Source organism: Ruminococcus sp. SR1/5, from assembly GCF_000209835.1.
Classification (GTDB): domain Bacteria; phylum Bacillota; class Clostridia; order Lachnospirales; family Lachnospiraceae; genus Blautia_A; species Blautia_A fusiformis.
On the sequence record NC_021014.1, the window covers coordinates 322795 to 343535 of the forward strand.

12 protein-coding genes and 2 pseudogenes are annotated in these 20741 nt (G+C 43.9%); 13 read left to right on the forward strand and 1 reads right to left on the reverse strand.

Features of this window, described 5'->3' with window-relative positions:
* Positions 1-49: 49 nt before the first annotated feature.
* The 9 genes and pseudogenes from CK1_RS01655 to CK1_RS01700 form a co-directional block, all read left to right on the forward strand.
* Positions 50-4171, forward strand: coding sequence for a SpaA isopeptide-forming pilin-related protein (locus CK1_RS01655; RefSeq protein ID WP_306288681.1), 4122 nt, complete (start codon positions 50-52; stop codon positions 4169-4171).
* Between the two features lie 63 nt (positions 4172-4234).
* Positions 4235-4705, forward strand: a complete 471-nt coding sequence (locus tag CK1_RS01660; protein ID WP_118511759.1) for a helix-turn-helix domain-containing protein — start codon at positions 4235-4237, stop codon at positions 4703-4705.
* 130 nt (positions 4706-4835) lie between these two features.
* Positions 4836-4937: a putative holin-like toxin gene (locus CK1_RS01665; RefSeq protein WP_015524590.1), complete on the forward strand. Its 102-nt coding sequence runs from the start codon at positions 4836-4838 to the stop codon at positions 4935-4937.
* A gap of 199 nt (positions 4938-5136) precedes the next feature.
* Positions 5137-6996 (forward strand): hypothetical protein, encoded by a 1860-nt coding sequence (locus tag CK1_RS18735; protein ID WP_015524591.1) that lies wholly within the window; start codon positions 5137-5139, stop codon positions 6994-6996.
* A gap of 62 nt (positions 6997-7058) precedes the next feature.
* Positions 7059-12560 (forward strand): LPD16 domain-containing protein, encoded by a 5502-nt coding sequence (locus tag CK1_RS01680; RefSeq protein WP_015524592.1) that lies wholly within the window; start codon positions 7059-7061, stop codon positions 12558-12560.
* On the forward strand, positions 12557-12808 hold the full coding sequence (locus CK1_RS01685; RefSeq protein ID WP_015524593.1) for a transposon-transfer assisting family protein: 252 nt from the start codon (positions 12557-12559) through the stop codon (positions 12806-12808). Before CK1_RS01680 ends, CK1_RS01685 begins: the two co-directional genes overlap by 4 nt.
* Positions 12805-13239: pseudogene (locus CK1_RS01690) on the forward strand (YodL domain-containing protein). Before CK1_RS01685 ends, CK1_RS01690 begins: the two are co-directional and overlap by 4 nt.
* Complete coding sequence (locus CK1_RS01695; RefSeq protein WP_015524595.1) at positions 13172-14584, forward strand: relaxase/mobilization nuclease domain-containing protein; 1413 nt, start codon at positions 13172-13174, stop codon at positions 14582-14584. Before CK1_RS01690 ends, CK1_RS01695 begins: the two are co-directional and overlap by 68 nt.
* Before the next feature lie 226 nt (positions 14585-14810).
* Positions 14811-14930: pseudogene (locus CK1_RS01700) on the forward strand (TnpV protein); the annotation flags it as partial.
* 57 nt (positions 14931-14987) lie between these two features.
* Here CK1_RS01700 and CK1_RS01705 read toward each other — a convergent pair.
* On the reverse strand, positions 14988-15980 hold the full coding sequence (locus tag CK1_RS01705) for a helix-turn-helix domain-containing protein (RefSeq protein WP_015524596.1): 993 nt from the start codon (positions 15978-15980) through the stop codon (positions 14988-14990).
* Positions 15981-16179: 199 nt separating this feature from the next.
* Between CK1_RS01705 and CK1_RS01710 the strand changes: the two genes are divergently transcribed.
* From CK1_RS01710 to CK1_RS01725, 4 genes are read left to right on the forward strand one after another with little or no spacing between them, the layout of a single operon-like run.
* Positions 16180-16764: an MptD family putative ECF transporter S component gene (locus CK1_RS01710; RefSeq protein ID WP_015524597.1), complete on the forward strand. Its 585-nt coding sequence runs from the start codon at positions 16180-16182 to the stop codon at positions 16762-16764.
* Entirely contained in the window at positions 16764-17504 is a 741-nt protein-coding gene (locus CK1_RS01715) for an energy-coupling factor transporter transmembrane component T (protein WP_015524598.1), read from the forward strand. Before CK1_RS01710 ends, CK1_RS01715 begins: the two co-directional genes overlap by 1 nt.
* A gap of 17 nt (positions 17505-17521) precedes the next feature.
* Entirely contained in the window at positions 17522-18994 is a 1473-nt protein-coding gene (locus CK1_RS01720) for an ABC transporter ATP-binding protein (protein WP_015524599.1), read from the forward strand.
* Positions 18991-20736: an ABC transporter ATP-binding protein gene (locus tag CK1_RS01725; protein ID WP_015524600.1), complete on the forward strand. Its 1746-nt coding sequence runs from the start codon at positions 18991-18993 to the stop codon at positions 20734-20736. Before CK1_RS01720 ends, CK1_RS01725 begins: the two co-directional genes overlap by 4 nt.
* Positions 20737-20741 lie beyond the last annotated feature (5 nt).

Genomic DNA, 20741 nt, shown 5'->3' on the forward strand with positions numbered 1-20741 from the left:
TTTCTCAGAGACTACCTTTACAAATGACCGTCAGAAAGCAGTGGTGCAGGTGATAAAGAAAGACAAAGATACTGAAAATACACTATCCGGAGGGCATTTTGCTCTGTTTGCAGCGCAGGATATGAAAACTGTGGATGGAAAAGTAGCAGTAAAAAAAGATGCTCTGATTGAGACTGCAATTACTGGTACTGATGGAAAAGCAGCATTTAAAGCAGATCTTCCAGTGGGATTTTCTTATTATGTAAAAGAAGTCCAGGCTCCGGCTGGTTATGTCAGAAATGAGAAAGATACTTATTCTTTCCAGTTCAGTTATACCAATGATGAACAGGCAAAAATTTCTTTCAGTCATACTTTTGTGAATGACAGGGTCAGTGCTGCAATCTCTTTGAATAAAAAAGATGCCGAGACAAAAGAAAATAAGGCACAGGGAGATGCTTCCCTGGAAAATGCGGTGTATGGACTTTATGCAAGAAACGACATTACCCATCCAGATGGAAAGACAGGCGTTATTTATAAAGCCGGAAGCCAGATTTGTACGCTAACTACCGATAAAGAAGGAAAAGCAAGGATAGAGAATCTTTATCTTGGAGAGTATTACATCAAGGAAATTACCCCATCCGTAGGATATCTGGCAGACGAGCATGAATATGATCTTGTATGCAGTGATGAAGGTGATCTGACAGCGGTTGTAGAAAAAGAGTGTACCTCACTGGAAACGGTGAAGAAACAGCCGTTTGAACTTATTAAAGCTGCCAATAATGGAGACACAGATGCTGCATTACTATCCGGAGCTGGATTTAGTGCATATCTGGTATCTTCTTTGGTGGTAAAAGAGGATGGAAATTATGATTTTTCCTCTGCAGAGCCGGTTGTGATCGGTGAAAATGGAGCAACGGAAATTTTTACAAATGAGAAAGGCTATGTAAAATCCATTGCAATTCCATATGGAACATATCTGGTGAGAGAAACTACAACACCCCATAATTACAAACCTGTAGATGATTTTATTGTCCGGGTTACAGAGAATAAACCAACAGAGCCGCAGACATGGAGAGTTCTTTTGGATAAAGAATTTTCTGCAAAACTGAAAATTATCAAACAGGATGATGAGACTAAAAAATCTGTTCTAATTCCGGGAACAGAGTTTAAAATTTATGATCTGGATCATGAAAAATATGTAGAGCAGGTAACTACATATCCGACAACCGTTACACATATCTCTTATTTCACAGATACAGATGGATATCTGATCCTGCCGCAGAATTTAAAAATCGGTCATTATAGAATCGAAGAGGTAACAGCACCGGACGGTTATACCATTAACAAAAATTATGTCGAAATACAGGTGGACACCAATACCCTGTATCAGACTGATCCGGTATCAGGTGATGCAATCATTGAAGTTGTATATGAGAATCATCCGGTGAAAGGAAAACTCACTGTACAGAAAAAAGGAGAGGTTCTTTCGACCTATAAGAATGATTTTAAGTATGAAGTTCAGAATCTTTCCGGTGCAGTATATGAAGTGTATGCTGCAGAGGATATTTATACAGCTGATTTCCAGAAAGATGACACAGGAAAAAGAATCCTGGAATATGCAAAGGGTGCAAAAGTTGCAGAACTGACAACGGATGAATCCGGAAAAGCAGATCTTGATAATCTGCCTCTAGGAGAATACAAAGTTGTAGAAAAAATTGCACCGGAGGGATTTGTATTAAATGAAGAAGAACAGAAGGTTTCTTTCGTCTATGCAGACCAGGATACACCAGTGATCTCACAGAGTGCAGAGTTTATAAATGACCGCCAGAAAGTAGAAGTGTCAGTTGTGAAAAAAGATGCTGAAAATGAGAAAGGGCTTTCTGGAGCAGAGTTTGGTCTTTACGCAAAAGAGGATATAAAAGCAGGGGATAAGGTACTGGTAAAAGCAGACGAACTGCTTACAAAAGCGGTAACAGGTGAAGATGGAAAAACTGTTTTTGAGCAGGATCTGCCATTTGGAATTTATTATATAAAAGAACTGGCAGCACCAGATGGTTTTGTATCTTCAGATGAGCAGATTGAGGTGACTGCGAAATATCAGGGACAGGAAGTAAAAACAGTAAAACTGGAAACCGTTTTTAAGAATGAGCCGACAACAACTGAATTTACGAAATCAGATATTACAACAGGTGTGGAACTTGACGGAGCAACACTGACGGTTTTGGATTCAGACGGAAAAGAAGTAGAAAAATGGACTTCTGTAAAAGGAAAAGCTCATGTAATAAAAAGACTCCATGTGGGAAAAACCTACACACTTCGGGAAGAGTTTGCACCATATGGTTATCTGCAGGCGGAGGAAGTGAAATTTACAGTTTCTGATACTGCAGATGTTCAAAAAGTAGAAATGAAGGATGCTGTTCCGGTTGGACGAATCATCATCAATAAAAAAGGTGAATTTGTCAAAGAAGTTACCTGGAAAGATATGCTGGCAGGCGGCATGGACGCAGCATTTGGCTATGTTACAGGTTCTTTGAAAGATGTTACTTTTGAAATTTATGCAGCGGAGGATATCAAGGCTGCAGATGGGGAAAGCAGTGATTATTATAAAAAGGACGAATTGGTAGCAACAATTACGACAGATGCTCTTGGATATGCAAGATCAGAAGATCTTCCTTTAGGCAAATATTATGTAAAGGAAAAAGAGACGGCGGATGGATATGTTCTGGATGGAGAAATCAGAGAGGTTGATCTGACTTATCGTGATCAGAATACTTCGGTTGTGACTTATGATGAGGACTGGCAGAATAACCGCCAGAAAGCAAAAGTAACTGTAGTTAAGAAAGAAAAAAATACAGACCGTGTTCTGGAAGGCGGAGTATTTGCACTTTATACAAAGAATGATATTTTAAATGCAGAAGGCGAAGTAATCCTGAAAGCAGATACCATGATCGAGCAGAAAGCTACGGATCAGGATGGAAGGATTGTATTTACGGCAGATCTTCCAATCAATGGCAACTACTATGTAAAAGAAGTGCAGGCTCCTGCTGGATTTGTGACAACAGAAGAAATCAAGGAATTTGATTTTGCTTATGCGGGAGAAGAGGTTGCAGAAGTATCCTTTGAGTTCACTTATGAAGATGAGCCAACTACTTTTGAAATCACAAAATTAGATATTACAACCGGGGAAGAATTACCAGGTGCAAAACTGAAAGTATCCGATTCAGAGGGAAACGTTGTGGATGAGTGGACTTCCGGAAGCACACCACACATCATTAAGGAACTGGAAGTTGGAAAGAAATATACATTAACAGAGACAATTCCTGCTGATGGTTATGCAACTGCAGAATCCATTACGTTTGTAGTAGAAAATACTGCAGATATACAGAAAGTAGAAATGCAGGATGATACAACAAAAATTCTGATCAGTAAAGTTGATATGACAGATGGAAGCAGCGAGGTCAAAGGTGCTAAACTGTATATTCTTAATGAAAACCAGGAAGTTATGGAAAGCTGGACATCTGGTGATCAGCCCCATTATGTAGAGAAACTTTCAGTCGGCACTTATACGTTGTTGGAGGAAACAGCACCGAAAGGCTATATTGTGGCAAATAAAGTGACATTTGAGGTTAAGGACACCGGAGATGTTCAGGGAGCCAAAATGGAAGATGAACAGGCAATGGGCAAGGTAATCTTAAATAAAACGGATAAAGATACCAAGAAGCCAATGAAAGGTGTAGAATTTGCCCTTTGTGACAGCAAAGGTAAAGTTCTGGAAACTCTGGTAACAGACAGTGCTGGCCATGCAGAATCAAAGAATTATCCGATTGCGACTTTTAAGAATGGGCAGTATAAAAAAGCAATCACATATATCCTGAAAGAAACAAAAACACTGGATGGCTATCAGCTTGATGAAACCGAGCATAAGATTCAGTTTGAATATGTCAATGACCGTACTCCTGTGATTGAATATACTCTGGATCTGACAAATAAGAAAGCTCCGGAAAAAGACACTCCGGAAACATCAGAAAACCAGGGAGTCAGCACTCCTGGTTCCCATGGTTCTGATGCGACTTCTGTATCCAATTCACCAAAAACAGGAGATAATACAAATATTGCTATTTTTGTGCTGGCACTTGCAGTATCAGCAGGATGTCTGGGAACTGTAGTGACAGTTAAGAGAAAACGCAAATGATAATATAAATAGTGTTCTGGGGCTGTGGTTACTGCACAGCCCCATTTTGAAAAGGAGAAGAAATTGAAATTAGGAGCAAGAATAAGAAAAATCCGTATGTTTCGCAACATAACTCAAAAGGAATTGGGACGCAGGTTAGGATATGGGGAAAGTAGTGCGGATGTGAGAATCGCCCAATATGAAAGTGGACAGCGTACACCGAAGCAGGAAACGCTTATCCGGATAGCAGAAATATTGGAAGTTGATGTCCGAAATTTTTTAAGTCCTGGAATTGCGACAATGGACGAATTAATGGAAACTTTATTCTGGATGGATGAAGAAAATAGAGGGCTTTTTCATCTGTTCCTGCTAAATGATTCAGAAAGTGAAATAGTTGGAATCACAATGAGGGATAAAAAAACAATGTCTTATCTGCAGGAATGGATGGGGAAAAAGCAGAAACTGGGCGATGGAAGAATTACAGAAGAGGAATATCTGGAATGGAAACTGCATTGGCCAGAGGATAAGAGAAAAACAGAATATAAAACCGTATGAAATAAAAAGGAATTGCTTTGCGGAGAGTTACCTGTTAGAATATTACTGGAGCAACCGTGTACAGGGTTGGTAAAAACCTCCTGGATTTTCAGATTCCGTTAAGGGATACAGAAGAAGGGAGGTGGAGCGAATGGATACATACGAAGTCTTGAGCTTATTGTTCTTAGGCGGTACGTTTCTGATTGCTTTGCTTGCCTATTTGGATAATAGGGACAACAAGCGAAAAAAATAGCCTACCCTGTCTGCCAACAGGATAGGCAGCTCTCTTTGAGAGCAAAATAAATTAAAACCTAATCCAGGAGCATCCACCTTGTGGGCGGTTACTCTTTTCAATTAGAATATAGCATTTTCTCTCCGAAAAGTAAAGTACATTTTATGCAGCCAATTCTAAAAAGAGTGGGCTGCTTTTTTATTGACAGGAGGGAAGTTAAATGTCTAAACTACAGGACATCCGAAACTTGGTACAGGAACATGCCGTATCAGTGAGCAGTTCGCCAGGGGATTGGATGGATTATATGGACACAGCATCAAGGTTATATCGTTATTCTTTTTCAGACCAGCTTCTGATCCATGCACAGCGTCCAGACGCAACAGCCTGTGCATCACTGGAACTATGGAATGAAAAGATGTTACGCTGGGTAAATCGTGGTGCAAGAGGAATTGCCCTGTTTGATGAAACCTGGCAGAATACCAAACTTCGTTATGTGTTTGATATTTCGGATACCCACATGGTAGCCGGAGGCAGAAGCCCGTATCTTTGGAAGATGCAGGAACACCAGAGAGAAGAGATCCTCACCCATCTGGCAGAAGTCTATGCTCTGGAAGAAAAGGATGCGGCAACTTTGCAGGACGCATTGATGGCGGTCGCAAGGGAAATGGTCAATGACAATCTGGAGGAATACCTGGATGGATTGGAATATGCAGTAGAAAATACTTATCTGGAAGATTTGGATGAGGTGACGATCCGCAGTGATTTCCGTCAGCTGGTAACAGACAGTGTTTACTATATGCTTTCCAGACGATGTGGGCTTGAGCCAATGGAACTTCTGGAAGAAGAGGATTTCATGCACATCACAGATTACAACCATCTGTCTGCCCTTACATTCCTTGGAAATGCAGTGAGTCAGCTCAGTGAGAGTATTCTGATCGATATTGGAAGAACTGTACATAAAATTTCTCTGGAAGAAGCGAGAAAAGAGGTTGAAATTTCAAAGGAAAGGAATTATAATAACTTTATCACGTTAATTCGTGAAAATAAAAATCAGGATGCAGAAATCAAAAAAGAAGAAAATATAGAAAATGAAGGAGGAACCGATTATGGAACTGACATATCATTGCAAGGGAGATTACCTGTTTCCGAATCTGACCGTCGAAGAGGAAGAAGTGAAGATCGGGAAATACGGGATGCTGCGGAGGACATTTTTGAAAGAACACAAGAACAGCCTTTATCAGAGCCTGTTCCTGACCGGGAAGCTGAACAGTCATCTGGAACAGATCGAGAAAGCAGCACAGGAGAGACTGGACAGCCAGATGGAGAAATTGCTGGAGAAGAATCCAGCACCGGACAAGGAAGCAGATCCGATGGCATGGACGGCACACATGAACGCACTGATGGCAACAGCGGAAGAGAGCATCTTGACGGAATTGGTATACAGTTAGTCGAAGATACAAGAGAAGATGGATTGAGTAAAGCAGAGGAAGAAATCGCCTCTGCTTTATCTTTGCCCGAATATCCCACCGCAAATGAACAAAGGCGGCAGATAGAAGAAAGAGCAGCTGCCCTTTATGCCGGGGAGATTCTGATTCCAGAGAGTGTTGTTGATGAGATTTTACGGACAGGAGGAAACCGGGCGGGCAGTCAGCTTCGTATCATCTACAATTTTATGAGTGAACAGACCCCGGAGGAATATACGGAGTTTGTGAAGCGTGAATACCGCAAAGGTGGAAAAGGGTTTCAGATTGATGGAAATGAATATTCAGTCTGGTTTGACGAAACCGGGATGCAGATTGCAGTAGGGCATACGGTCACAGACCAAATCTTAGATAAGGCATTTTTATCATGGGAAGATGTCAGCGGACGTATCCATCAGCTTTTAGATCAGGGGGAATATGCACCGCAGTCTGTATTGGATGCGGCAAGAAGTAATGCAGTAAAAGAACACGCTCAGGCTCTTGCTTATATGAAAGGGGATATGGCAGAAGGAGTAGCGGAGATTGTCTTTGACGAAGAGGACTTACCACATCTTCGCAGTATTTATCCAGAGATCACGGATTATTTAGAAGAAAAATAGAAGATCCCCAGTGGCTTTCGGAACTGAATGAGAGACTGGATGCACTGGCAGAAGCCTATGAAATGGACAACTCTCTTATGCGTTTCCATCACTATAATCCGATAAATATCTCAAAGCAGTTTCAGAAGTTTGCTGCGGAGGACATCCCTTATCAGGCAAGAGATGGGTTTGCATGGAAAGAACATCAGATGTTCATTACCCAGGATGAGATAGATGCTTTTCTCGCAAGGGGTGGCCCTTATTCAAAAGATAGGCTCAAAACTTATTCTTTTTATTTGTTAAATGAAAATGAAAAATCCAGAACGGATTTTATTAAAGAAAAGTATGGAACCAATAAAAGGATTCATGCACTGCCTGATGTAGATGAGTTTTATGTAAATTATGATAGGAAAGGACTGCTTCTTGCAAGAGGTGATGATAATAGTCCATATACTTCAATTTCATTATCTTGGAAGAAAGTTGCCAATAGAATATCCTATCTGATAAAGAACGACCAGTTCCTGCAGGCAGAAGATTATGTCCATATGTCGGAGTATGAACGGGAACAGATGGCGAATAAGATACTTAGTTTTTATGCTCGTCTTCCGGAAGGAATAGACAGACCATTTACCAATGACTTTTTTGGGGATGTGTCGAGAGCAGAATTGATGGCAGTGTTGGAAGGAACAGAGCAGACAGAGGAACTGTTACAGAAGATGGATGCGGCATTGGCAGCTCTGCCATTGGATTTTGAAGCATATGGGACAAACTATCAGCAGAAAACAGAACTTCTTTCGGAACTTCATCAGTATGTAGAGGGGACTTACACAATATTCCCAACACCGGAAGCAGAACCATCCTTTGCGGGACCGTCTGGTCATCAGATGACCATGTTTGATTTCTTAGATACTAAGTCGGTAACAGAACCGACCGTAGTAGATATGTCAGATGTAGAGGAAATAGAAGAGGAAGAGGTTACTGCCAAAGAAGATATTCCGGAAAGTCAGGAACAGGAAAAAGCTGTGTTAGAACCACACAACTTCCGTATCCAGGATAATGACCTTGGTGCAGGCGGTCCGAAGGCAAAGTATAAAACAAATATGGAAGCCATCCATTTGTTACAGACTTTGGAGAAAGAAGAACGTCTGGCAACACCCGAAGAACAGGAAATCTTATCCCGTTATGTTGGATGGGGTGGCATCCCACAGGCATTTGAGGAGAGTAACAGCAGCTGGGCGAATGAGTATCTGGAATTAAAGAATACCTTATCATCAGAAGAATACAGTGCAGCAAGGGCATCGACCTTAAACGCTTTTTATACGTCCCCGACCGTGATCCGAAGTATGTATGAAGTACTGGAAAATATGGGACTGAAACAGGGAAATATTTTGGAACCGTCCTGTGGTGTCGGTAACTTTATGGGACTGATCCCGGAGAGTATGGGCAAAGCCAATATGTATGGTGTGGAACTTGACCCGGTTTCGGGCAGGATCGCAAAACAGCTTTACCAGAAAAATAAGATTGCAGTACAGGGATTTGAGGAAACCAGTTATCCGGACAGCTTTTTCGACTGTGTGATAGGCAATGTTCCATTTGGGGCGTATCAGGTCAGTGACCGCAGATATGACCGGCATCATTTTATGATCCATGATTATTTTATTGCAAAATCCCTTGATCTGGTGCGTCCTGGTGGCGTAGTTGCAGTGGTAACTTCCAGTGGAACGATGGATAAGCAGAATCCGGTAGTGAGACAGTATATCGCAAACCGGGCAGAACTGCTTGGAGCCATCCGATTACCGAATAATGCGTTCCAGAGAAATGCCAATACCAGCGTTGTTTCTGATATTCTGTTTTTCCAGAAAAGGGACAGGGCATCCATTGAGGAACCGGAATGGTTAAATTTAAAGGAAACACCGGAAGGCTATTCGGTCAATGCTTATTTTGCAGAGCATCCGGAAATGGTGCTTGGTGATTTTACTACAGAAAGTACCCAGTACGGAAAGCAGGAAGTGACCGTAAAACCAAAAGAAGGAATTACCTTAGAAGAAGAGTTAAAAGAAGCTGTCCAGAATATCCATGGTACGATCACGGAACTGGAACTTTCGGATACAGAGTTGGAGGAGGATGTTGCCTCTATCCCGGCAGACCCGAATGTAAAGAATTTCAGTTTTACCGTAGTGAATGATGAAGTCTATTACCGGGAAAATTCTGTGATGAACCGCATGGATCTTCCGGCTATGACAGCGGAACGTGTTAAAGGGCTGGTGAACATCCGTGATGTTACGAATGAACTGATCCAGTGCCAGATGGAAGAGGGAAGCGATGAACAGATCACAAAGCTGCAGGAAAAACTCAATGAAGAATACGATACCTTTACAGCAAAATATGGTCTTCTCAGCAGCAATGCCAATAAGAGGGCATTTAGCCAGGACAGCAGCTATTGTCTTTTGACTTCTCTGGAATTTCTGGATGATAAGGGAGAACTGAAACGGAAAGCGGATATTTTTACCAAAAGGACAATCCGCAGGGCAGAAACGGTAACTTCCGTGGATACTGCCAGTGAAGCACTTGCGGTTTCCATTGGTGAGAGGGCAGGCGTTGACCTTTCCTATATGGCACAGCTTTCCGGGAAAACAGAAGCAGAACTTACCGAAGAACTGGCAGGGGTGATCTTTAAAAATCCGATCAGTGAAAAATGGGAGCCGTCGGACGAATATCTTTCTGGAAATGTGAGGGAGAAACTGCAGATCGCAAAACAGTTTGCAGAAGATCATCCGGAATATCAGGTGAACATGCAGTATTTGGAGCAGGTACAGCCAAAAGATCTGGATGCGTCAGAGATTGAGGCAAGACTTGGGGCAACCTGGATCTCCGAGGATTATATTACAAGGTTCATGGCAGAGACATTTCATACACCAAGATATTATGTAGGGAGCAAGGTCAAAGTCCAGTATGCCGAAGTGACCGGACAATGGAATGTTATGGGAAAGAATGTGGACAGCTACGGAAATGCCCTTGTCACTTCCACTTATGGAACACAGAGAGCCAATGCCTACCGCCTTTTGGAAGATACGGTTGATGAAAAGGAATATGCGGGGGAGAAGTTCTTCTTAATGGAACATGATGAATTTGGCTCCGATGTGGCAGGAATTATCGTAGCAGAAAATGGACAGCTTGTAGCGGAGGATTTATGGAATGGGTTTGATGCAGGAGCGTTAGAAGCTGTATCAGAATATTTGCAGGAAAATGGAACAACACTTTATGACTTGACGGAATTCCCGAAAGATTCTGTTGTAACTCTGCGGAGTGGACAGACACTTACAATCGAAGAAATACAAGCAGTACAGAAAGATACCTGGGAAGAAACGATGGCAGGAAAAAATGAATCTGGAACGGATGTCCGGTTTAATTTCCATGCAGTCAGTGAGGTGCAGCTGCCAGAAGGCATAAAGTTGAAAATGCCAGAGATTCATTACGTTGATAATTTTTATGTGATGGAAGATATAAATGCAGAGGGTGTAGTAAAAGTAAACCGGTATGAATCACTGGATGAAGCGATGCAGGAATATTTACGCCTGCCAAATCATCAGGAAAAAGTGCTTGGTATCCAGAATACGGAAACAATGCAGGAAAGCATGGATTTTATCCGATGTGAAAACGGAATAGATCAGCTGACCCATGCATATGAACAGATCGGAGGGTGGCTGAATCCGGAAATATATGAAGCGGTAAATAAAATGGAAAATATGCTGGACTGGAATGAGGTACAGATTGCATATCAGATTGGAAAACAATACTTTACAATCCAGACTGCAGAAGATGGCTATGATTATACATTTTACAATGAAGATTATCAGGAGGATGATGGAGGAATCTATGACAATCCGACAATTTATGTAGATGAAGCTGCCAGTGATATTTTGGAAGATAAAGGGTACTCATTGGAAGACGCAAAAGTAGTGGATTATGAAGAATTGATGGCAGATGTGGAAGAAGTTCAGGAAGAACAGATGCAGCGGATACAATTAGAAAAAAACTGCCCGGCAAGTATTTTTGAAGGATTTCGCAGGAAAGAAGCAATGCAAACCTATGAAGGAATCGCAATGCAGTTTACCGAGAGTAAAGGGTATCTGACCATACAGGCAACAGAAGAAGGATATTCGTTTATTTTTTATGACTCTGATCTGCATGAAATCCAGAGTGGTGATTACGATAATCCAGACGCATCCATTCAGGAAGTTGCTTATGAAACCCTTAAAAGTGAAAGAATGGATGACCTGGAATGTGTCAAAGTGGATTATAAAGAATTTGAAGAAATGACGATCCAGCACTCTAAGGATTTATTGCAGGAGGGGGAACTTCGTGCGACTTCTGAGATTGGAAGAAATGAACTGGCATTAAATAGCCTGAGCAGGGCAGAAGTTGAAAGAGGTGTCCTGTATCATGCACAGGCAGTATTAGAAGATATGGGAATGGAACAGGAGGTAGAGCTGCTTGCTGCAAGAGTGTATGGTTCCAGAAGCAGACAAGACCTTTACCGGGAAGATTCTGACCTTGATGTAGTGCTTTCTTATCGTGGCAATATCCGTGAAGACAGTTTCTTCAATGAATTAAATGCTCATGGTATAGCAATGGCAGGTATTAAGGTGGACATCAATCCTATCGCAGAAGAAAGAATCACTCTGGCAGAATATATGAAGGAAGCAGATGCTTACCTTGATCAGCAGGAGATTAAAAAACTCGCTTCGGACCTGGATAATTTTAGTTATGACGTTGATACCTATGAGTATAACGATACGATTGAAAATAGAGAAGAACAGGTGGAAAAACTCACGGAGGATATTTTGAATAAGAAAACAGAAGCTGTCAAGGACTGGCTGCTTGAGGTATCCGAGGAATCTGATATAGACAGCGATATTATAACTGCCCGTTCTTTACTTTCCCGTCTGGAAGATACAGAGCAACTTTCTATTTTTGACAAACAGCCGGAGCAGGAACAGCCAGGAGCCACGATCAGTTTTTATGTCGCAGAGTGCATGGAGTTTCCAGTCATGGGAGAGTACCATAATAACCTCACTTTAGAAGAAGCCATTAAAATATATGAGAGTATCCCAGCAGAGAGACTGCATGGGATTAAAGGAATCGGATTTGATCTGCAAGATGGTGATGAAGATTATTCCGGGGAATATGAGTTGATGAGTGCAGACCGGATACAGCGTGATCTGATAGATATGATTCCTCACTATAAAGAAAGCTCTCTGGTGCAGAAAGCAATCGCAGACATGGAAAAGTATCTGGATGAAAAGCATGGAAGGGTAAAGGAAACGGAACATACGGCAGAAACAGTAATAGGAAGTGGGCAGAAACCTTCTGCGGTTACGGCAGACAGAAGGGCAAAGCAGGAACCGGTATCTGTAAGTCAGAGCCAGACACAAAAGGCGGAACCTGCAAGCAGAGCAAAAGGTGAAGTGAAGAAGTCTGTGCTGCAGTCTTTAAAAGATTTTCAGGCAAAGGCAAAAGCGCAGGAGCAGAATAAGACAACAGAAAAATCCAAGACACATAAGAAAGGAGAGGTGGAATTATGATGGATCTGGCGATGAATTTTGATGCGGATGAATGTTTAGTAACCGCAATGTTTGATAAAGGAAACAGAAATGACACGATGGAGTCAATCGACCATATCATTCCTTTTTTAAAAGGCGATGCGGATATGATTGGTCTTGTCTGCAATACCATAAGAAAACTGTTCTGCATGAGTGATGAAGGGTATGAGATTTTTCTTATGGATCTGGAAGATTATAAAATGGAACTGGAAGAGGAGGAAGAAGAATGAGTACAAGTCAGTGTGCAGTATATCAGGTAAAAGATACCTCAGAGTATAGGGATGTCCGTTTTCGTTCTTACGAGAAACTGAAAAGCGAAGGAAGAACAGTTCAGATAGAAAACTATCAGCAGGTGTATATTGGAAGAATCCAGCCGGGGGAAACTCCGGCTGACATTAAAACACGCTTGCAGAAGCAATGACCGAAGAATTTCAAAGGTCATTCCATCGGTTGCAGTGATATGATTGTCATCACCGACGATGGAAAAACCACAGCTTACTATGTCAACAAAGATGGTTTTATCATCATTCCAGAATTTCTCGCAATCAAAAGTTCCTCCAATACCAGACTTTCCATTGATACGAGGGCTTTTTATGGCAACCATAAGAATCATGCCGCTTCATGTCGGCAAGGGCCGCACAGAAAGTCGGGCGATCAGTGACATCATCGACTATGTAGCAAATCCACAGAAAACAGATAACGGCAAACTCATTACCAGTTATGCGTGTGACAGCCGGACTGCGGATGCAGAGTTTCTTCTGGCAAAGCGGCAGTACATTGCCACTACCGGACGAGTGCGTGGCGCGGATGATGTGATTGCCTATCATGTACGCCAGTCCTTCCGCCCCGGTGAGATTACCCCGGAAGAAGCAAACCGGCTGGGCGTAGAATTTGCAAAGCGTTTTACTAAAGGCAATCATGCCTTTGTGGTCTGCACTCACATAGACAAGTCGCACATTCATAATCACATTATCTGGTCATCGGTCAGCTTAGAATATGACCGGAAATTCCGAAACTTTTGGGGCAGCACCAAGGCGGTTCGCCGGCTAAGTGACACCATCTGTATTGAGAATGAAGTGTCCATTGTAGAGAATCCGAAACCTCACGGAAAGAGCTATAACAAATGGCTGGGCGATCAGGCAAAGTCCTCTCACCGAGAGCTGCTTCGTGTGGCGATTGACAACGCATTATCACAAAGTCCTGCTGACTTTGAAGAACTGCTGAAGCTGTTGCAGGAGTATGGTTGCGAAGTCTCAAAGCGCGGAAAATCGTATCGACCGAAGCTCTCTGGTTGGGAGAAAGCCGCCCGCATGGACAGTCTGGGCGAAGGATATGGATTGGAAGATTTGCGGGCAGTTCTCTTAGGGAAGAGAGCACATACCCCGCGAAAGAAAACAGTCACACAGGCAGAGCCGCCGAAGGTCAATCTGCTGGTGGACATTCAGGCAAAATTGCAGGCTGGAAAAGGTGCTGGCTATGCTCGATGGGCTAAAGTTTTTAATCTGAAACAAATGGCGCAGACCATGAATTACCTGTCAGAGAACAATCTGCTGGAGTATGCGGTTTTGGAAAAAAAGGCTGTGGCTGCCACGGCACATTACAATGAACTTTCGGCGCAGATCAAAGCGGCTGAAAAGCGCATGGCAGAGATCGCTGTTCTGCGTACTCACATCGTAAATTATGCCAAGACCCGTGAGGTCTATGTGGCATACCGCAAGGCGGGCTACTCTAAGAAATTCCGGGAGGAACATGAGGAAGAAATTCTGCTCCACCAGGCTGCTAAGAATGCCTTTGATGAGATGGGCGTCAAGAAGCTGCCCAAGGTCAAAGAGTTGCAGACAGAGTACGCAAAATTGCTGGAAGAAAAGAAAAAGACCTATGTCGAGTATCGGCGTTCCCGTGAGGAAATGCGGGAGCTTTTAACGGCAAAGGCAAATGTAGATCGAGTGCTGAAAATGGAGGTAGAACAGGATGTTGAAAAAGAAAAAGACCACGGCCAGCGGTAAGCTGGTCCTGGTCAAAAGCGTTCGCAGAACGCGCAGCCACAGAATGAAATTCTGTGTTCAAAGGGGCTTGGGGGCGCTGCCCTCAACAAGCAAGCGGAGAGGAAAATCACGGAGGGATTTTCTTCCCTGCGGGCCTGTGTGTATTAACACAGGCATTGCTTGCCGGTATTATCCCTGAATCAGAATAATTTCGGAATAACCACCGTTCTAACTATCCCACATGATGGAGGCGGCGGGCGTTACCGAGGAACTGAAAGCCCGTGACCCCATGCGCTGGGTGGGGTTGATGAACACGCTGAAAGCGCAGGTGGAGGAAGTGTTGTTGCAGGAATTAGTTTATATCTGATTTTGGGCATAGATGAAGCCGGGATTTTGCAAGCCAGCAAGCAATCCCGGCTTTATCTTATATATTTTCCAGTTTTTTTGACCGCCGGTATTCCAATGGCGATAGGCCGAATTGTTTTTTGAAAACTGATGCAAATTTGCTTTGATTCATATAGCCGACCAACTCTGCTATTTCTGCAACGGACAATCTTGTAGAAGTCAGTAACTCTGCAGCTTTTTTCATTCGGACTTCCCGTAGATAGATGGAAATATTTTGACCAAAAACGCCACGAAAATAGTTTTTTAAGCTGGTTTCGCTGACAGAAAACTGAGCTGCCAATTCCCATGCAGGATGATGTTGCCGCAAATCGGAAGTGATAATTTTTTCAACACGTTTTGCTATATCTACCTGTGTTTCAGTAAAAAATGTGCAGGCTTGCGATGGGGGGATATTGTTAAGATTTTGTAGTAATGAAAATAGAGCCAGAACATAGATCTTCATTTGAGAAATCGAAAACGGAGGCGCAATATCAAAAAGTTCCCAGAGCTTAATCAATAATTCTTCAACTTCAGGAGTAACTGCTGAGATATAAGTGTTATCGTTTGGGCAAAAAAGTTCAATGATTTTAGGGATGTCTATGCCAAACTCTTTTTGCATCCATGTACTCTCTGTTGCCAGTGTATTAGTATCAACAAAAAGCTCCATTCCCTCATAGATACGGCGAGGATAGACATATTGCTTTTGGGCAAAACACTCCGTGAGAGAAATATCTCCATCTTTCACATATACAAAGTTTCCGTTATTCAAGATAATCTCGCAACGACCAGTCACGCAATAGTTTAGGAGCAAAGGCCCTTTTTTAATGAAACTATCTTCACCCAAATTTGGAGCTGCCCACGTCGGAGAATTTATAAAAATATACGCAATAGTAAGTCCGGGGAAAAGTTGAAAAAACGTCATAGACCCTTTTCCTTCCTTAGTTTTCATAAGTAGTTCTGCGTTGAACTCGCTACGTTTTATTGAAACGCCGGGAATTTCAATACATTTTCTAATAATATCATCAATCTTCATTTTTAACTCCTGTCGATTTGTCTGGCTCATTGCCCTTGATTTTAATCATATTATAGAATTGTAAGCGAAGTCAGTCAATAAAAAACTTGTTGCTGTTTGGAGCCAAAAAGATGATTGGTTGTAGAGAGCTACTGCTAACTATGGTATCTTATAGAGAGGTTAGAAAACGCTAACCAGCAAATGAATGGAGGTATTCGTTATGAGTAACAAGTTACAAGCAAAAGACCTGATTAACCTCGGCCTGTTCACCGTTCTCTACTTTGTGATTGGCTGCTGTGTCGCCATTCCCGTCGGCTTTGTACCTATCTTTTTGCCGATCCTCGGAGCATTGTGGTCTTTGATTACCGGCATCCCGTTCATGCTGTTCCTGACCAGAGTTAAAAAATTCGGCATGGTTACAATTATGGGAATTTTAAGCGGCCTGCTGATGGGGCTGACTGGTATGGGATTTTGGGGTGTACCGATGGGCGTGATTTTTGGGCTGCTGGGAGATCTGATCTTGAAATCCGGCGGTTATAAAAGCGCCAAGAAGAGCCTGATCGGGTATGCGGTGTTCAGCCTTTGGATGGTTGGTACATATATCCCCATGTATTTCATGGTTGAGGATTCCTGGGCCAGTTTTGCGGCCAGCTTTGGTGAGGAATACGCTGACAGGGTAATGGCTGTTATGCCTATGTGGAGCATTATTCTGGTAATCGCCGGAATCTTCATTTTTGCGATCCTGGGCGGACTTTTAGGTAAGGCGCTTCTGAAAAAGCATTTTGCTAAAGCGGGCATTGTGTGATGAACGGGCTATCATTTTCAGCAACAACCGAAAAAAGAAAAGGAATCCTGCTTGATCCCCGGACAAAGCTCATTCTGCTGCTGACGATTACAACACTGATGTTCAGTACCAGTAACGAAGGAATTATGAACATCGTTAAGCCGTGTCTAAGCCTTGTCCCCTTTGCTCTGATTTTGTCGGAACGCCGTTTCAAAACAGCAGGAAAATATCTGGTGCTATATGCGGTTTGCTTTATACTGGAACGGATTGCCCTTACGAGTTTGAGCGGATTACTCTCGTTCATCGTGCTGGCAGTGACATCTATCATGACGCGGTTTGCGCCCGGCATTATGACAGGTGCCTATCTGATCTCATCTACTTCGATCAGTGAGTTTATCGGCGCAATGGAGCGTATGCACATCACGGAAAAAATCGTGATTCCAATGTCTGTCATTTTTCGCTTTTTCCCAACCATCAGCGAAGAATATCAGGCCATCCGGGATGCAATGAAAATGCGGGGCATACGATTCGGCGGGAAAAATCCTTTCCTGATGTTGGAATATCGCCTTGTTCCTTTGATGGTGTCCGTTGTGAAGATTGGTGATGAACTTTCTGCTGCTGCGTTGACACGGGGGCTTGGAGCCCCCGTTAAACGTACAAACGTGTGCCAGATCGGTTTCCATGTTCAAGATTTGATTGCGATTCTGTTTTGCGTTATCTGTTTTGCCTTGTTTTTGTTTCAGCAGCAGATTTCTTTTTGACGGGAGGGGGTGAACCTATGATACGGATTAACCATGTGACTTTCTCTTATGGAGAAGAAAACGAGAACGCTGGTGGAGTCCATGATATAAATCTGACCGTAGAGGACGGTCAATGCGTCGTACTTTGCGGCGAAAGCGGCTGTGGAAAAACGACAATTACCAGGCTGATCAACGGTCTGATTCCCAATTACTATGAAGGAAAAATGAATGGAGAAGTGTGGGTAAATGGGGCAAAGGTTTCGGAACAGCCCCTTTATGATACCGCGAAAACGGTTGGCAGCGTGTTTCAAAACCCCCGCTCACAATTTTTCAATGTGGACACAACCAGCGAAATCACATTCGGGTGTGAAAATCTCGGCCAGCCGGAGCAAAGTATTCGGGAACGATTAGATAAGACCATCCGGGATTTCCGCCTGGAGAAATTGATGGGACGCAATATCTTTCATCTCTCCGGCGGGGAAAAGCAAAAAATTGCCTGTGCCGGGGTATCCATCATGGAGCCGGATGTGCTGGTTATGGATGAGCCGTCATCCAACCTGGATGCTTCCTCTATCCTGGATCTGAGAGCAATACTTGCGTTTTGGAAGTCGCAGGGGAAAACAATTATAGTGTCAGAGCATCGGCTCTACTATCTGCGCGGTCTTGCGGATCGTTTTATCTATATTACCGGTGGAAAGGTGGAAAAAGATTACTCCGCAGCGGAGTTTGAGAGCCTGACGGAGCAACAGAGAGCCAAGTTGGGGCTGCGTACCTTTATTCTTGAAGATTTGTTGCCGCCGAAAGCATTGCCCCAGGCCGGTCAGCAAATGGAACTTCACAATTTCTGCTTTGCATACAAAAACGAACCGGAAACGCTACACATCCGGGAAAGTAAAATCCCCGCAAATCGTATTGTCGGGATCATCGGGAATAATGGAGCTGGAAAGTCCACCTTCTCCCGGTGTTTCTGCGGCCTTGAAAAGCGCTGCGGTGAGGTGATCTGGAACGGCAGAACTTATCGGCCTAAAGACAGACTAAATACCTGCTACATGGTGATGCAGGAAGTCAATCACCAGCTTTTCACGGAAACTGTGCTGGATGAAGTCCTGATCAGTATGGAGGAGGAAAATCAGGAGTGGGCTGAGGAAATCCTTGCCGAGTTAGATTTAATCGGCTTCAAAGACAGACACCCTATGTCCCTTTCCGGCGGCCAAAAGCAGCGGGTAGCAATTGCCTCGGCAATCGCATCCAAGCGTTCTATCTTATTTTTTGACGAACCGACCAGCGGTCTTGATTACAAACACATGAAAGAGGTTGCCAATGTTTTGAAACAAGTCAGGGATGCAGGCATTACCTTGTATGTCATTACCCATGATCTTGAGCTGCTTTTAGATTGTTGTACGGATATTGTCCATTTTGAGGACGGTTCCATCATCGACAAATTTCAAATGGATGAGGCCGGTCTTGAAAAAATCCGAAACTATTTTATAAAGGGGGTGCCTACAAAATGAAGGAAGAAAAGAAAGAGTCGCCCATAGGCGTCTTATGGGGATGGGGCAAGCCCTATCACGGGAAATTCATCGGCAGTATTATCCTTGCGGTATTAGGCGTGGCCTGCCAGATGGTGCCCTATTTCTGCGTGGCGCATATTGTCACACTGATGCTGTCGGGAGAGCAGGATTTTTCCAGTTATATGACGGCCTGTATCGTTGCATTGTGCGGTTATTTGGGAAAGGTTGTTTTCGCCAATCTTTCAACAGTCATTTCCCACACAGCGACCTATTACACGCTGCGTGATCTGCGGGAGAATATCACCGCAAAGTTGGCTCGCGTCCCGATGGGGACGATTTTAGATACTCCGTCCGGCCAGTATAAAACGACGATTGTTGACCGGGTGGAGGGAATGGAGCCGACCTTTGCACACCTGATCCCGGAAATGACCGCAAATGTGCTGGTTCCCATTGTGATTGTCGTGTACCTGCTTATTCTGGACTGGCGTATGGCGCTTTTGTCCCTTGTCACTCTCGTGGTGGGCCTTGTGGTTATGTCCGCCGGTATGAAAAACTATCCCGTCAAGTGGGAGGGTGCTGTCAAGGCAGGCAAGCAGATGACAGACGCCATCGTGGAATATATCGGAGGCATTGAGGTGGTGAAAGCGTTCAGCCAATCCGCCGGTTCCTACAAAAAATATTCTGACGCGGTGAATTACAACGCCAACTACTATGTGGACTGGATGCGGGAAAATCAGAAAACCATGAGCGCTTATAACGCCATCCTGCCCTCGGTGCTGATCTGCGTACTGCCCTGCGGCTTTTCATTCTGGCTCTCCGGAAGCCTGGAACTTTCCACCTTCCTATCCATTGTGATTTTCTCGCTGGGGCTGATTGGGCCGATTATTGCGGCCTTTACCTTTACGGACGATTTGGCTGTACTGGGGACAAATGTGGAAGAAATCAGCCAGCTTCTGAACGCCGAAGAACTGAACCATAAAGAAACGCCGATCAAGCTGGAAGATACCGGTATTTCTCTTAGGTCTGTGTCGTTTTCCTATGACGGGACAACAGAGGTTTTGCATGATGTGAATCTCGCCATCCACCCCGGAACCATGACCGCCCTTGTAGGGCCGTCCGGCTCCGGCAAGTCTACGGTGGCAAAGCTGATTGCCGGGTATTGGGATGTTACATCCGGCAGCATTACCCTCGGCGGCCATGAGCTGAAGGATATGCCGCTGTCTGAAATTGCAGACCAGATTTCCTATGTATCTCAGGACAACTACCTGTTTAACCGCAGTATCCGGGAGAATATCCGCATGGGAAGACCCAGTGCCACGGACGCAGAGGTGGAGCAGGCAGCCAAACAAAGCGGCTGCGACGCCTTTATCCGCAAGCTGGATAATGGCTATGATACGGTTGTCGGCAGCGCCGGTTCCCATCTTTCCGGCGGTGAACGCCAGCGGATTGCCATCGCCCGCGCCATGCTGAAAAATGCGCCGGTTGTCATTTTGGACGAGGCAACTGCCTATATCGACCCAGAGAATGAGGCGCTGGTGCAGAAAGCCATTTCCACTTTAACTGTCGGCAAGACCCTGATTGTGATCGCACACCGGCTGTCTACCATTGTTGGCGCAGATAACATCGTTGTGGTGAAGGATGGAACCATCCACGCACAGGGTACGCATGAGAAGCTGCTGGAAACCTGCCCCCTCTACCGGGATATGTGGCAGGCGCACATCGGCGCGAAAGACCAGATGTAAGGGGG

What these genes read in the sequence shown, in the direction of transcription:
- CK1_RS01695 (WP_015524595.1), top strand. Translation starts at nt 13,172, where the DNA reads ATGGCAACCATAAGAATCATGCCGCTTCATGTCGGCAAGGGCCGCACA.
- CK1_RS01725 (WP_015524600.1), top strand. Translation starts at nt 18,991, where the DNA reads ATGAAGGAAGAAAAGAAAGAGTCGCCCATAGGCGTCTTATGGGGATGG.
- CK1_RS01680 (WP_015524592.1), top strand. Translation starts at nt 7,059, where the DNA reads ATGGACAACTCTCTTATGCGTTTCCATCACTATAATCCGATAAATATC.
- CK1_RS01720 (WP_015524599.1), top strand. Translation starts at nt 17,522, where the DNA reads ATGATACGGATTAACCATGTGACTTTCTCTTATGGAGAAGAAAACGAG.
- CK1_RS18735 (WP_015524591.1), top strand. Translation starts at nt 5,137, where the DNA reads ATGTCTAAACTACAGGACATCCGAAACTTGGTACAGGAACATGCCGTA.
- CK1_RS01715 (WP_015524598.1), top strand. Translation starts at nt 16,764, where the DNA reads ATGAACGGGCTATCATTTTCAGCAACAACCGAAAAAAGAAAAGGAATC.
- CK1_RS01665 (WP_015524590.1), top strand. Translation starts at nt 4,836, where the DNA reads ATGGATACATACGAAGTCTTGAGCTTATTGTTCTTAGGCGGTACGTTT.
- CK1_RS01685 (WP_015524593.1), top strand. Translation starts at nt 12,557, where the DNA reads ATGATGGATCTGGCGATGAATTTTGATGCGGATGAATGTTTAGTAACC.
- CK1_RS01705 (WP_015524596.1), bottom strand. Translation starts at nt 15,980, where the DNA reads ATGAAGATTGATGATATTATTAGAAAATGTATTGAAATTCCCGGCGTT.
- CK1_RS01710 (WP_015524597.1), top strand. Translation starts at nt 16,180, where the DNA reads ATGAGTAACAAGTTACAAGCAAAAGACCTGATTAACCTCGGCCTGTTC.